Consider the following 13,656-nt stretch of genomic DNA (forward strand, 5'->3'; position numbering starts at 1 on the left):
TGCGAAAAACCATGTCCTACAAATGCCTGCGAATCCTGATTGCCGAAGAACAGAACGTTCTGCGCCTGCGAATCGAAAAATCCCTCGGTGAATTGGGATATCGCGCCTTCACGACTGCGCGCTCGCTGCGTGAGCTACTGGCGTTGACTCATTATTCGTCTGACCCGTTCGAGCAATTCGACCTGATGATCATTAACGGAGAACTGTTGGTTGCGGCGGGCATCGATCCAGTGCGTTTTTTCCAGAGTAATCCGCAGATTCGCCACGGGGTGATTCACGACGCGCGACGTGGGCAGCCGCAGGCCGAGATCATTTATGCCACTCATCGCCGCCAGTTGAGCCTGATTCGTACAGCGGATCGGCAAACGCTGAGCCCCTTGCTGGAGCAACTCGATGCTTAGGAAATTTCCCACAAACGTTGGGACTTTTCCTAACGATTTGCCTTCCGTATTCGCGGACACTCATCCCACCCGATCAACCAAAGAGTCAACGTCCATGCCTAGCCTGCCGCTCCGTGTCCTGGTGCTTGAAGACCATGCTTTCCAGCGCTCCGTTGCGGTCAACATGCTGCAAACGCTGGGCTGTGACCAGGTCTTCGAGGCCAGTGACGGCACTCAGGCGCTGGCGCTACTGGACACGATTGGTACGGTTGATATCGCCTTGTGCGATTTGCAGATGGAGGGCATGGACGGTCTGGAGTTTCTCCAGCGCGTTGGCGCGTCGGGGCAGGTCAAGTCGGTGATCATCAGCAGTTCGCTGTCAGCGGACTTGCGGCGGGCAGTGCATCAGATGGTCGCTTTGCTTGGGCTTGAGCTGCTGGGTGACGTCGGCAAGCCTTTGCATTCGCAAGTGCTGGCCGAGTTGCTGCACAAGTTCATCGAGCGCCCGGTCAGCCAGCCGCAATCAGTCGGCTGCGTGGCGCTGGCCAGTGAGTCGTCAGTTCGGCGAGCGCTGGCCGAGGGGCAGTTGCATGCCTGGTATCAACCCAAGTTCAACCTGCAAACCGGGGAAGTCTGTGGCGTTGAAGTGCTGTGCCGCTGGCTGCACCCGACGCGCGGAGTCATTTCGCCCGCGCTGTTCATGCCGGTTCTTGAGCGTTGCGGGCTGCTCGACGAAATGCTCTTTGCACAACTGGATCAGGCGTTGATCGTGCAGCGCAACGCCCGCGCGCAGGGATTTGCGCTGAACATGGCGTTCAACCTGCAAGCGGTGCAACTGGCCAATGCGCAACTGACGTCCACCCTCAAAGGCCTGTTGGCGCGCCATCGCACCAGCGGTTCTAGCTTGACCTTCGAGCTGACTGAAAGCGGTTTGCTTGAGGCTCCGGCGACCAGCATGGAAAGTCTTGTGCGGCTGCGCATGATGGGCTGCCGGTTGTCGATCGATGACTTCGGTGCCGGGTTTTCATCGTTGCAGCGCTTGTGTCAGTTGCCTTTCAACGAGATCAAGCTCGACGCCGATTTCATTCGTAACCTCGAACACGAACCACGCTGCAAAGCGGCAATCAGCAGCACGCTGGCGCTGGGCGAAACCCTCGGCATGACGGTGGTGATCGAGGGCATCGAGACCGATGCGCAGCGTCGCGAGTTAATGGCGCTGGGCTGCACGCAAGGGCAGGGTTACTGGTACGCATGGCCGATGTCCGGCGACGATTTGCTGCATTGGTTGCAGCGGCGCAACGAGGTTTCGCTCACGGATGAATGACCGGCTTTTTTAGGAAAGATCCTACAGAACACTTCCCGGGCCTTGCGTAGGCTTGCCACTCCCTGAAACCGTTACTCTCGGGAGATCGATGATGATCAACAAATCCCTGCGTATTCTGATTGCCGACCCACAGCATTTTCACCGGATGAAAATCGAGCGCTTGTTCAATCACCTCGGCTACTACCGCGTCGCTCCGGCTCAGAGTCTTGTCGAGTTGCTGACGCTGGTGGAATACGGCTGTGAACCGTTCGATGCGGTTGTCATCAATGCCGAGTTGGCGGCGGGCTCACTGGATCTGCTGGGTTTTTTCCTCGATAACCCGCATGTGCGTCATGCGCTGATCTACAACGAGCCCTCGGCACCGCTTCAGTCTGCGTCCGGCTTCGCCCAGGAAAATGTGCAGATCAGCCATGCCGCATTGCCCAATATTGGCGTGATAGAGCATCTGATGGCGCTGGCAGATGCCCAGCGGGAGACCGCCTCGAATGCCTGGAATAAAGCCTCAACCTTGCAGCGCCGCGCCTGAGCATAAATAACCCGTTGTCGCAACTGTCAGATCTGACAGGTAGATTCGCCCCGACTCCCGTGCAACAGTCATCCGCAGCAATCCAATGTTCCAACAACGGGAGAGGTCATGAGGAAAGCGTTGATCGTCGACGATCATCCGGTTGTGCGTACCGCTGTCAGAATGACGCTCGAGGCCGAACGCTTTACGGTGATTTACGAGACATCGAACGGCAATGAAGTCCTGTCGCTGATCCGCGAGCACCGACCTCAGTTGGTAGTGCTCGATCTGCGTTTGCCTTTCCTCGATGGACTTGAAGTGCTGAGCCGGATCAATGCCGGCAATTTTGGCTGCCGTGTCCTGGTCTTTTCGTCTCAGGAACCGCTGCACTATCAGAGCCGCTGCCTGAGTCACGGGGCCATGGGCTACGTATGCAAAAATCAGCCGATCGAGCAGTTGCGAAAGGCCGTTCAGGCGGTCATGTCCGGCTATTCGTACTTTTCCGCATTGCCGGATCCGGGTTCGTCGCTTGCCTGCGAAAAGCACCTGATCGATCAGCTTTCCGACCGCGAATTGAGCATCTTCGAGCAACTGGCGCACGGCAAGACCAACACCGCCATTGCCGATGATATGCACCTGAGCCACAAAACCGTCAGCACCTACAAAACCCGCATGATGAAAAAACTCGGTGTGGCAGCGACCGTGCATTTGCGGGACTTCGCCAAGCGCAATCATTTGATCTGAGATATCGCGCATGAGCCTCAGACGCTGGACTTTCGCATTGCTATTGGTCCTTGCGTCCCCGGGCTGGGCGAGTGATGCGCCGCAGGTGCTGGAAGTACTGGCCCGCGCCAGGCTGGAAAATGTCGAGGTACGACTGGACGATCAGGACCGGCAATGGCTGCGTCAGCATCCGGTGCTTCGCATGGGGATTTCCGGGCCTGATTACCCGCCGTTTGAAATTACCCGCAATAACCAGGATCTCGAAGGGCTGACTGCCGATTACGCGGCCCTGTTGGCGCAACTGTTGGGTACGCGCATTGAGGTACGGCGCTACTCCGGTCGCGAGGAGGTGATTGCAGCGCTCAAGCGCGGTGATCTCGATCTGCTGGGAACCTCGAACAGTTTCGAGATAGCCGACCCTGAGCTGATACTTTCCCGAGCCTACGCCGAGGATCAGCCGATGTTGGTGACCCGACTCGACGACTCGCTGCCTGCGGATCTGGCTGGCAAGCGTATCGCCATGGTCGAGGACTATCTGCCGCTGGCGACTGTGCAAGCGTTCTATCCCGACTCCAGTGTGCAACGTTACGCATCGGCGATGGATGCCCTCGGTGCGGTAGCGTTTGGCGCGGATGACGTTTATCTGGGCGATCTCATCAGCGCCAATTACCTGATCAACACCAATTATCGCAATGACCTGCAACTGGCCGGCCCATCGGGCCTGGACGCCAATTCGTTCGGTTTTGCTCTGCTGCGCAGCGATGCTCGTTTGCAACATATTGTCGACAAGGCGCTGGCCGCCATTCCCATGGAACGCCGCCAGCGTATCGAGCAACGCTGGAGCGCTGGCCGCGCCGAGATGAGCGCGCAATCGCGGGTGAGACTGAGCGCCAGTGAACAGACCTGGCTGGACCAACATCCGGTAGTCCGTGTGGGGGCTATCGAAGACTTCGCGCCTTTGACGTTTTTTGATCCTGACGGTCGGTTCCGCGGGCTTGCCGCGCAGTTGCTGACCCTGATCGGCCAGCGCAGCGGCTTGCAATTCGAGATCGTGCGCGGTGGGTCGCTGGATCGGCAGATCGAGCAACTCAAGGCCGGTGAACTCGATCTGTTGCCAGTGGTGACGCCCAGCGGTGAGCGTGAACGAGAGCTGCGGTTTACCCGTGCCTATTTGAACAATCCATTTGTGCTGGTCAGCGCGACGACGGCGCAGAGTCCGCGCAGTCTGGATGACCTCGCCGGCAAGCGTCTGGCGATTTATCGCGGTCACCCGTTGCGTGCTTATCTGTCGGACCGGGCCCCCGCAATTCGCTGGGTCGAGGTCAAGAGCCCGGCCGAGGGTATGGCGCTGATCGACAAGGGGCAGGCGGACGCGACGGTGAGTTCATTGCTGGTCGCGCGTTATCTTATTGCCCGTCAATACCGTGAGCGTCTGCGCATCGCCACGACCGTGGGCGACCAGCCGGCTCGTCTGGCATTGGCCACTGCGCCGCAGTCGGCAGCGCTGCATTCAATTCTGAACAAGGCGCTACTGAGCATCGCCCCGCAGGAAATGGATGAACTGGTCGAGCGCTGGAGCCACGACGCGGTGGTCGATGACAATTATTGGTCGCGCCATCGTCAGGAGATTATTCGCGCGTTCGCTGTTGCTGCCGGTTTGTTCCTGTTGGCGCTGGGCTGGATCGGTTTTCAGCGCCGGCAGATCCGTCAGCGTCAGCAATGGTTGCAGCAACTGCAAGAGGCCAAGGATGCGGCGGACGACGCCAATCGCGCCAAGACCACTTTTCTGGCGACCATGAGCCATGAAATCCGCACACCGATGAATGCCTTGCTGGGCATGCTCGAACTGGCGCTCAAGCGCGCCGAAGAGGGCGTCACCGATCGTCTGGCGATTCAGGTGGCTTCCGGCGCCGGCCAGCAATTGCTGGAGTTGATCGGCGATATTCTTGACGTCGCGCGCATCGAATCAGGGCATCTGTCCCTGGCACCCGAGCGGGCCAATCTGCGTGATCTGGTCAGCTGCGTATGCCGGGTCTTCGAGGGGCTGGCCCGGCAGAAACACTTGCTGTGGCATATCGAGCTGGATGCACGCAGCGACGTTGACGTGCTGATTGACCCGACGCGGTTCAAGCAGGTGCTGTCGAATCTGTTGAGCAATGCGATCAAGTTCACCGACGACGGTGAGGTGAGTCTGCACCTGCAATTGACCAGTGCAGGAGAGGACCGTTTGATGGTGTGCGTGGTCATCGAAGACAGCGGTGTCGGCATCAGCGTCGAGGATCGGCAACGGTTGTTCAGTCCGTTTGTCCAGGCAGGTAACAATCCGCAATCGGCGCGCAGTGGTTCCGGACTGGGGTTGGTGATCAGTCGCAGTCTCTGCGAAATGATGGGCGGCACACTGCGCCTCGACAGTGAGCCCGGGCAGGGCACGCGGGTTGAAGTGATTCTAGAGTTGCCGATGCTGGTGGCGCTGGTACCGGACACGACAGATCCTGAGCTGACGACTGCGCCGCAGCGTTCGCTGAGTGTTCTGGTGGTGGATGATCACCCGGTGAACCGGCTGTTGCTGTGCTGGCAATTAAGTGATTTGGGCCACCGTACGGTTGATACCGGCGATGGAGAGTCGGGACTGGCGAAGTGGCAGACCCAACGGTTCGATGTGGTGATTACCGACTGCAACATGCCACGGCGTAATGGCTATGAACTGGCGCGGGAAATCCGTGAAGAGGAAGCGGCGAACGGCAGGGCACGTTGCCTGATCCTTGGTTTTACCGCCAACGCGCAAGTCGAGGAAAAGACTCGTTGCCTGGCTGCCGGCATGGACGATTGTCTGTTCAAACCGATTCTCTTGCCCAATCTGATGAAGGCGCTGAACGGTGTCAGGCATAGCGCGATTCCCGACGATACGAGCGAGGCGCTGCCGCTGAAGGAAATCGATTTGAGTGCACTGGAACAGTTGGCCGGTGCCGATCAATCGATGATTGCGCGTTTGCGCGAGGAAGTGCTGAGCAGTCTGCACCACGACCTGCAACGGCTTGATGATGTGGGAAAAGACCCCGGCGGGCTGCGCGATCTGGCCCATCACATCAAGGGCGGCGCGCAAATGGTCGGTGCCGCGCGGCTGGTGTCGGCATGCGCTGATCTCGATCAGGCGTGCCACGACGCCGAGTCGGTTGTGCTGGGCGAGGCAATCAAAACCTTGCGCAAGGCCATGCACAGCCTCGCGCAACATCTTCAAGCCTGAACAATCAATCCCACTGCGGCGCGATGCCTTTCGGGCTGGTCAGGCGATGGCCGCGATCCAGCGTGGCGATCAGCGCCATGTCGGCATCGCTCAGGGTGATCGCGGTGGCGCCGAGATTGCTTTGCAGGTTGGCGCGTTTGGTCGACGACGGAATCACCGCGTAACCCAGTTGCATGGCCCAGGCCAGAGTGACCTGCGCCGGGGAGGCGTGCAGGCGCTCGGCGATCTGCTGGAGCAGTGGGTCTTGCAGCACTTCGCCATAGGCGAGGGTCATGTACGAGGTGATCTGGATGCCTTGGCTCTGGGCGAATTCGACCACTTTGCGGTTTTGCAGATAGGGGTGCAGTTCGATCTGGTTGGTGGCGATGTTTTCGGCACCGATGGCGGCGATCGCCTGTTTCATCAGGTCGATGGTGAAGTTGGAGATGCCTATCTGGCGGGTCAGGCCCTGGCGCTTGGCTTCCAGTAGCGCGTTCATGAATTCTTCGACGGGAACCTGGTTTTCTGGCGATGGCCAGTGGATCAGGGTCAGGTCGAGGTAGTCGGTCTGGAGTTTTTGCAGGCTCTCTTTGAGGCTGTCGATCAGGCGATCCTTGGCGAAGTTGGCGACCCAGATTTTGCTGGTGATGAACAGTTCTTCGCGGGGAATGCCGCTGGCGGCGATGGCTTGGCCGACTTCGGCTTCGTTTTCGTAGATTTGTGCGGTGTCTATGGCGCGGTAGCCGAGGTCGAGGGCGGTTGTTACTGAGTCGATGACGACCTGGCCTTGCAGGCGGAATGTGCCTTGGCCGAATGCTGGGATGGGCATTTTTTGCTCCTTGGTTTTAGTGGGGATTGGGGGCAGTTTCCTTGATTGGGGGGGTGGGAAAAATAGGGGGTTGGGCAAAGCAGTGTTGATCGGGGGGCACGAATGTTTTTTTGGATTTTGGATTTTGGATTGGGTGCATATCCGTTGCTGCGGTGATGGCGGCTTAGGGTTCCGCCCTTACGGCGGGTCACCTTTTCCAAACGCCGAAAAGGTAACCCAAAAGGCTTTGTCCTGACGTTCGGCCCGCTCGCTGGGGCTCGGGGTTCCTTCGCTCCGGGTTTCATCCGGGGGCATCGCCTACGGTTTGCTTCGCTGCACCTCCTCTCGATGCATTTGGCTTCGCCAAACGGCGCTGCGCGCCAACCCCCGGATAAATCCCTCCACTCAGCCTGCCGACGGACCTCTCAGATCAAGATCACAGCCGAGCTAAAGCTCATCCTGTGAGTGGTGGTGGAGCGAAGCGGAACTTGGCGCCTGATAGCCGACCAATCACTGGCAGGTATGTGCATTCCCTGTAGGAGCTGCTGCACGCTGCGATCTTTTGATTTTGCTTTTTAGAAAAACAAGATCAAAAGATCGCTGCCTCGTTGCACTCGTGAGCTCCTACAGGGGAGCTTTTGGCGTTGGATTGTTCTTTATATGGAACGATGAGGCCGGTTTTTGCCGTCTAGTGCATTAATGCTCTTGGATTTATGCTTAATCCATTGCGTCATTCACCCGTTCTGGAGGCAACATGAAGAACATCATCGGTATTTACACCAGCCCTCGCGGCCATTGGGTCGGCGATGGGTTTCCGGTTCGCACTCTGTTTTCTTATGACAATCTGGCTGAGCACATCAGTCCGTTTCTGTTGCTGGATCACGCCGGTCCCGCTGAGTTCACGCCGACGACTGAGCGTCGTGGCGTCGGTCAGCATCCGCACCGTGGTTTTGAGACGGTGACGATTGTTTATGACGGCGAAGTGCAGCACCGCGACTCCACCGGCAGTGGCGGCACGATTGGCCCGGGCGATGTGCAGTGGATGACTGCTGCTTCCGGCATCTTGCATGAGGAGTTTCACTCGGAGAACTTCGCCAGAACCGGCGGTAAGCTGGAAATGGTGCAGTTGTGGGTCAACCTGCCGGCGAAGGACAAAATGGCCGAGCCTGGTTATCAGACGATTCTTGACAGTGACATTCCGAGTATCGCTCTCAAGGACAACGCCGGCAGCCTGCGCCTGATTGCCGGTGAGTTCGAAGGCCACAAAGGTCCGTCGCGCACCTTTACTCCGATTGATGTCTGGGACCTGCGTCTGAACGCTGGCAAGTTGTTGACCCTTGATTTGCATGAAGGGCGCAACACGGCGCTGGTGGTGTTGAAGGGTTCGGTGCAGGTCAATGGTGTTGAATCGGTGCGGGTAGGGCAGTTGGCGCTGTTCGAGCGTGACGGTCAGCAGTTGACGCTTGAGGCCAGCGAGGACGCAGTGGTGTTGCTGCTCAGCGGCGAGCCGATTGACGAGCCGATCGTCGGTCACGGCCCGTTCGTGATGAATACCGAGCAGGAAATACATCAGGCCTTCGCCGACTTCCAGTCCGGGCAGTTTGGGCGGATGCACGGGTAAACCCGGTACTCAACAGCTACACATCACCCCTGTGGGAGCGGGCTTGCCCGCGATAGCGCTCGGTCAGCCAATGCAATGTTGGCTGTCAGGTCGCCATCGCTGGCAAGCCAGCTCCCACAGGGTTTTGTGGTGTTTTGGGTAAGCCAGTCATCCTGTGAAATCAATTGCTCCTACACTGAGCCAATCTGTGCGATCTTCTCGCGATTGGCCCCCGTCGGAGTTGTTTGATGCTGTCACTGCTGACTGAACACCCGTTGTTTTGCGCGTTGATCCTGATTCTTCTCGATCTGTGTCTGTGGCGCCTGATCAGTTCCCGGGGCAGCGAGTGGAAGCTGCTGGTGCGGGTGCTGATTTTCAGTCTGTTCAGCGTGCTGTTGTTCAACGAAGGCCTCAATCCGATGGAGCCGGCGCCGTGGGCCGACAACGTGCCGCTACACCTGGCGGCAACCGGGTTGCAGATTGGCTGGTGGCTGTTCGGTGCGCGCACTCTGACGGTGTTGATCGGTGCGGTGATGATGCAGCGCGTCGGGCACACCGGACGACTGCTGCAGGATCTGCTCGGGGCAGTGATTTTCCTGATCGCCATTATTGCGGCGCTGGCCTACGTGCTGGATCTGCCGGTCAAAGGCGTGCTGGCGACGTCCGGGGCGTTGGCGATCATTGTCGGTCTGGCGCTGCAAAGCACCTTGAGCGACGTGTTTTCCGGGATCGTCCTCAACACCACCAAGCCTTATCAGATCGATGACTGGATCTCCATCGATGGCACCGAAGGCCGGGTCATCGATATCGACTGGCGCGCCACGCGCCTGCAAACCAGTCAGGGCAGCATGGCGGTGATTCCCAACTCGCTGGCGGCCAAGGCCAAGATCATCAACTTCAGTCGCCCGAGCAATATGTTCGGGCTGGCGGTGAGTATTCAAGTCAGTCCACATACCCGACCGACCACGGTGATCGACGCACTGGAACGGGCGATGCAGGATTGCCGGCCACTGCTCGACAACCCGGCACCGAGCGTGGCGCTGAAAAGCTCCAGCAGCGCCGGGGTGGAATATGAAATCAGCGGGTTTGTTTCGTCGATGGATCAGAAGCGTTCAGTGCGCAATCAACTGTTCGATCTGGCGTACCGGCATTTGCAGGCCAGCGGCGTCAATCTGCTGTCGAACGTTGAAGCCAATGTGCCGGCCAATCTTTCGCGGCCACGGGCGTTGCTCGACAGTTCGCCGATTTTCTCCACATTGCGTCAGGAAGAGAAAGACACCTTCAGCCAGAACATGACCCTGCAAACCTTCCGCGCCGGGGAAACCATTCTGGAGTCCGGAGAGGTCAGCGATCACTTGTTTATCATCGAGTCCGGCGTGATTTCCGTGACGTTGATCCGTCACGGCACACCGTTCGAGTCCGGGCGCATGGGGCCGGGGGAGGTGATCGGCGAGGCGGGGATTCTGTCCGATTCGTCGGTGCCGGCGACGTTTGCGGCGAAAACTTTCTGTGCGCTGTATCGCATCGAGAAAAGCTATCTCAAGCCTTGTCTGGATGCGCGCCACGACATCAACGATGCGATGAAAGCCTTGCTCGACTTCCGCTTGCACAAGGCGCAAAGCCTGACGCAGGACCTGCCGGCGGTGGTGGCCAAGAAGGGTTTTCTGCAATGGTTGCGTAATCAGGTTTGAGTGGCGTGGTCTACCCGTCTTCCGGGAGATTGGCTATTTGTTCGGGGCAGTGACGGGACTACCTTAGTCACACATTCACTGGCCCCGGAGAACCACCATGAAACCTCGTGTCGATTTCTACACAGCCTCCCCAGACGCACTCAAAGCCATGATCGCCCTGGAAACCGCGGTCTCGAAACTGCCGCTGGAAAAGACCCTGATCGAACTGGTCAAACTGCGTTCGTCGCAGATCAACGGCTGCGCGTTCTGCATCGACATGCACACCGCTGACGCGATCAAGGGCGGTGAAACGCCACGTCGCTTGTTCGCCGTGACCGCATGGCGTGAAGCACCGTTCTTCACCGACCGCGAACGCGCCGCGCTGCTGTGGACCGAGTCCCTGACCCAACTGAGCCTGACCCATGCCCCGGACGAAGATTACGAGGCCGTTGCCGCGCAGTTCTCGCCAAAGGAAATGGTCGATCTGAGCGTGGCAATCAGCACCATCAACAGCTGGAACCGCCTGGCGGTAGGCTTCCGCAAAACCCCACAGCTCTAAACACTAATCCCTGTAGGAGCTAGCCTGCTAGCGATAGCAATTGTCCATTCAACATCTGGTTGATTGAGCTGACGCTATCGCCAGCAGGCTGGCTCCCACAAGGGGATATGCGTTCCGTCAATGTGCATCAGCACTCGGCGCGGCCGGTGGTTGCACCTTGCGCATCAAGGGCACCATCGCCGTGGCGATGATGAAGCACACCATGATCATCAGAAACGTGTCGCCATAGGTCTGCGTTTGCGCCTCGCGATAAGTCAGCAGCCATAACTGATGCAGCGCACCAGTGACGCCGACGTCACCGCTTTGACCGAGGGTGGCGAGATTGCCGCCGACTTCGGACAGCCACTGATTCAGCGCTTCATTGCTGCTGTTCAGATGCTCGGCCAACCGGGTGAAATGCAGGTTGGTTCGGTCATTGAGGATCGTCGCGCAGGCTGCGATACCAATCGCGCCACCCAGGTTGCGCATCAGATTGAACAGCCCCGACGCATGTTTCAGCCGTGCCGGTGCCAACCCGCCGAGGGTCAAAGTCACGGCCGGTGGCACCGCCAGTTGCTGGGCAATCCCGCGCAGGGCTTGCGGCAACATCAGTTGACCGGCGCCCCAGTCGTGGGTGATCGGGCTGAACTCCCACATCGACACCGCAAACAAGCCCAGCCCGACCATCATGATCCAGCGCAGATCAACGCGGTTGGCGAGAAAGGCATACAGCGGAATCGCCATGATCTGGAACACACCGGTCGAGAAAACCGCCAGACCAATGTCCAGCGCGCTATAGCCGCGCACTCGCCCAAGAAACAGCGGCGTCAGGTAAATGGTCGCGAACAGGCCGATGCCGGTGACGAAGGAGAAGAAGCAGCCGAGGGCGAAATTACGATCCTTCAGTGCGCGCAGATCGACAATCGGATTGGCCACATGCAAGGTGCGGCCAATAAAGGCGATCCCGGCCAGACCGCTGATCCACGCAGTAGTCAGAATGGTTTGATCGCTGAACCAGTTCCAGCGCGGGCCTTCTTCCATGGTGTATTCCAGGCAGCCGAGAAACAGCGCGAGAAACACCATGCTCAGGTAGTCCGCGCCCTTGAGCAGCGACAGTTCCGGCTGGTCGATTTTCACCAGCATCGGCACCGCCACAGCAACAAAAATCCCCGGCACCAGATTGATATAGAACAGCCAGTGCCACGACGAAATATCAGTGATCCAACCGCCGATTACCGGTCCCATGGTCGGCGCCAGCGAGGCGACCGCGCCGATGGTCGCGGCGGCGATTACCCGTTGTTTTCCGGTGAAGAAAAAGAACGCCGTGGTGAACACCAGCGGAATCATCGAACCGCCGAGAAACCCTTGCAGCGCCCGAAAGGCGATCATGCTCTGGATGTTCCAGGCGATGCCGCAAAGCAGACTGGCCAAGGTAAATCCGACCGCCGAAGCGCAGAACAGCCAACGCGTCGAGAACACCCGCGACAGCCAGCCGGACAACGGGATCACGATGATCTCGGCGATCAGATAACTGGTCTGCACCCATGCGGTTTCGTCGGTGCCGGCGGACAAACCGCCGCCGATGTCGCGCAGCGATGCCGAGACGATCTGGATGTCCAGCAGCGCAATGAACATGCCGATGCACATGGTGGCGAAGGCGAACACTTTGGTCGCGGTGGCCATGTCCGCCGGGTTGAACGGCTGCGCCGCAAGGGTGAGGGCGCGGCTCATGGCGCAGCGGCTACGGCGGTGGTTTCAGGTTGGGCGCGGGTGTCGACTTCCGCAGTCACCGACAGGCCCGGACGCAGATGCCCGAGCACACCGTCGGCCGGATCGAGCAAAATCCGCACCGGTACGCGCTGCACAATCTTGGTGAAGTTGCCGGTGGCGTTTTCCGGTGGCAGCACGCTGAACTGCGAGCCAGTGGCCGGGGCGAGGCTGTCGAGTCGACCATGAAATTCCTGGCCGGACAACACATCGGCGCGAATGCTCACACGCTGGCCGGGTTTCATCCGCGCCAATTGGTCTTCCTTGAAATTGGCATCGACCCACAGCCCGCTGGCCGGCACCACCGACAGTTGCTGTGAACCGGCCTGCGCATAGGCACCCACCCGGGCGCGGCGATTGCCTATCACGCCATCGACCGGCGCCCGCAATTCGGTGTAACCGAGATTGAGTTGCGCCAGATCGCGCTCGGCGCGGGCTTGCATCAGCGCGGCGCGGGCCTGTTGTTTCTGGGTGTCTATCACTGCGAGCTGGCGTTGTGCGGCGAGCAGTTCAGCCTGGGCGCGGGCACTCAAAGCCTGAGCAGTCTTGAACGTGGCGTCGGCGCGTTGTGCGCTTTCGACCGAGACGGCATTCGTAGTTACCAGACGTTTGTAGCGCGCATTGTCATCCCGCGAACGTGAGGTCTCGGCGCCGGCCGCATCGATGCCGGCGCGGGCCTGGCCGATCACCGCTTGTTGCAGTTGTTCAGTGGCATCGAGGTTGGCCAGCAGCGCCTGTTCGGCGGCGACCGCACCTTCGGCCTTGGCCAGATTGGCGCGATAGTCGCGGGCATCGAGGCGGATCAACACGTCGCCGGCCTTCACTGACTGGTTGTCGCTGACCAGCACTTCTTCGATGTAACCAGCGACCTTCGGCCCGATCACCGTGACGTCGCCCCCGATGTAGGCATCATCGGTTTCTTCAATAAACCGCCCGTCGCCCCACCAGTGAACGGCATACAGTCCGGCAGCCACCAAAACGATCAAGCCCAGCCCCGGCAACAACAGACGTTTGCGCAGGGGAGGCCGGGCGGCGGTGGTCGGGACGGCGAGGTCGGGCTCGTGGGTCGGCATACTGGTCATGGCGGTAATACCTATGCAATCGGCAGTTATTACGCT

Annotated in this window: 11 protein-coding genes; 8 read left to right on the plus strand and 3 right to left on the minus strand. The window is 59.3% G+C overall.

Annotation, left to right across the window (positions count from 1 at the left end):
* Positions 1 to 11: 11 nt before the first annotated feature.
* From ACIOZM_RS05735 to ACIOZM_RS05755, 5 genes are all read left to right on the plus strand, one after another.
* Positions 12 to 401 carry a hypothetical protein gene (locus ACIOZM_RS05735; protein WP_401210546.1) on the plus strand — a complete coding sequence of 130 codons (390 nt, stop codon included), beginning with the start codon at positions 12 to 14 and terminating at the stop codon, positions 399 to 401.
* Positions 402 to 495: 94 nt separating this feature from the next.
* The gene (locus ACIOZM_RS05740; protein ID WP_401210548.1) at positions 496 to 1,704 is read left to right on the plus strand and encodes an EAL domain-containing protein; all 1,209 of its coding nucleotides are present in this window, start codon (positions 496 to 498) and stop codon (positions 1,702 to 1,704) included.
* Positions 1,705 to 1,795: 91 nt separating this feature from the next.
* Complete coding sequence (locus ACIOZM_RS05745; RefSeq protein ID WP_401210551.1) at positions 1,796 to 2,230, plus strand: chemotaxis protein CheY; 435 nt, start codon at positions 1,796 to 1,798, stop codon at positions 2,228 to 2,230.
* Between the two features lie 108 nt (positions 2,231 to 2,338).
* Complete coding sequence (locus ACIOZM_RS05750; RefSeq protein WP_401210554.1) at positions 2,339 to 2,953, plus strand: response regulator; 615 nt, start codon at positions 2,339 to 2,341, stop codon at positions 2,951 to 2,953.
* 10 nt (positions 2,954 to 2,963) lie between these two features.
* On the plus strand, positions 2,964 to 6,176 hold the full coding sequence (locus ACIOZM_RS05755; protein WP_401210556.1) for a transporter substrate-binding domain-containing protein: 3,213 nt from the start codon (positions 2,964 to 2,966) through the stop codon (positions 6,174 to 6,176).
* 4 nt (positions 6,177 to 6,180) lie between these two features.
* Here the strand turns inward: ACIOZM_RS05755 and dkgB are convergent, their stop codons facing one another.
* Positions 6,181 to 6,984: a 2,5-didehydrogluconate reductase DkgB gene (dkgB, locus tag ACIOZM_RS05760; protein WP_401210559.1), complete on the minus strand. Its 804-nt coding sequence runs from the start codon at positions 6,982 to 6,984 to the stop codon at positions 6,181 to 6,183.
* A 733-nt stretch (positions 6,985 to 7,717) separates the two neighbouring features.
* Between dkgB and ACIOZM_RS05765 the strand changes: the two genes are divergently transcribed.
* From ACIOZM_RS05765 to ACIOZM_RS05775, 3 genes are all read left to right on the plus strand, one after another.
* Entirely contained in the window at positions 7,718 to 8,584 is an 867-nt protein-coding gene (locus tag ACIOZM_RS05765) for a pirin family protein (RefSeq protein ID WP_401210562.1), read from the plus strand.
* 227 nt (positions 8,585 to 8,811) lie between these two features.
* The gene (locus ACIOZM_RS05770; RefSeq protein WP_401210564.1) at positions 8,812 to 10,254 is read left to right on the plus strand and encodes a mechanosensitive ion channel domain-containing protein; all 1,443 of its coding nucleotides are present in this window, start codon (positions 8,812 to 8,814) and stop codon (positions 10,252 to 10,254) included.
* 97 nt (positions 10,255 to 10,351) lie between these two features.
* Positions 10,352 to 10,792, plus strand: a complete 441-nt coding sequence (locus ACIOZM_RS05775) for a carboxymuconolactone decarboxylase family protein (protein WP_401210567.1) — start codon at positions 10,352 to 10,354, stop codon at positions 10,790 to 10,792.
* A 117-nt stretch (positions 10,793 to 10,909) separates the two neighbouring features.
* Here ACIOZM_RS05775 and ACIOZM_RS05780 read toward each other — a convergent pair whose 3' ends face one another.
* Positions 10,910 to 12,502, minus strand: a complete 1,593-nt coding sequence (locus tag ACIOZM_RS05780; RefSeq protein WP_401210570.1) for a DHA2 family efflux MFS transporter permease subunit — start codon at positions 12,500 to 12,502, stop codon at positions 10,910 to 10,912.
* Positions 12,499 to 13,620, minus strand: coding sequence for an HlyD family secretion protein (locus tag ACIOZM_RS05785; protein WP_401210572.1), 1,122 nt, complete (start codon positions 13,618 to 13,620; stop codon positions 12,499 to 12,501). Before ACIOZM_RS05785 ends, ACIOZM_RS05780 begins: the two co-directional genes overlap by 4 nt.
* Positions 13,621 to 13,656 lie beyond the last annotated feature (36 nt).

This window comes from Pseudomonas sp. NPDC087346, assembly GCF_044744235.1.
Taxonomy (GTDB): domain Bacteria; phylum Pseudomonadota; class Gammaproteobacteria; order Pseudomonadales; family Pseudomonadaceae; genus Aquipseudomonas.

Excerpts from the sequence above, each read along its gene's own strand:
- ACIOZM_RS05775 (WP_401210567.1), top strand. The coding sequence starts at position 10,352 with ATGAAACCTCGTGTCGATTTCTACACAGCCTCCCCAGACGCACTCAAA.
- ACIOZM_RS05755 (WP_401210556.1), top strand. The coding sequence starts at position 2,964 with ATGAGCCTCAGACGCTGGACTTTCGCATTGCTATTGGTCCTTGCGTCC.
- ACIOZM_RS05745 (WP_401210551.1), top strand. The coding sequence starts at position 1,796 with ATGATCAACAAATCCCTGCGTATTCTGATTGCCGACCCACAGCATTTT.
- ACIOZM_RS05765 (WP_401210562.1), top strand. The coding sequence starts at position 7,718 with ATGAAGAACATCATCGGTATTTACACCAGCCCTCGCGGCCATTGGGTC.
- ACIOZM_RS05740 (WP_401210548.1), top strand. The coding sequence starts at position 496 with ATGCCTAGCCTGCCGCTCCGTGTCCTGGTGCTTGAAGACCATGCTTTC.
- dkgB (WP_401210559.1), bottom strand. The coding sequence starts at position 6,984 with ATGCCCATCCCAGCATTCGGCCAAGGCACATTCCGCCTGCAAGGCCAG.
- ACIOZM_RS05735 (WP_401210546.1), top strand. The coding sequence starts at position 12 with ATGTCCTACAAATGCCTGCGAATCCTGATTGCCGAAGAACAGAACGTT.
- ACIOZM_RS05770 (WP_401210564.1), top strand. The coding sequence starts at position 8,812 with ATGCTGTCACTGCTGACTGAACACCCGTTGTTTTGCGCGTTGATCCTG.
- ACIOZM_RS05780 (WP_401210570.1), bottom strand. The coding sequence starts at position 12,502 with ATGAGCCGCGCCCTCACCCTTGCGGCGCAGCCGTTCAACCCGGCGGAC.
- ACIOZM_RS05750 (WP_401210554.1), top strand. The coding sequence starts at position 2,339 with ATGAGGAAAGCGTTGATCGTCGACGATCATCCGGTTGTGCGTACCGCT.
- ACIOZM_RS05785 (WP_401210572.1), bottom strand. The coding sequence starts at position 13,620 with ATGACCAGTATGCCGACCCACGAGCCCGACCTCGCCGTCCCGACCACC.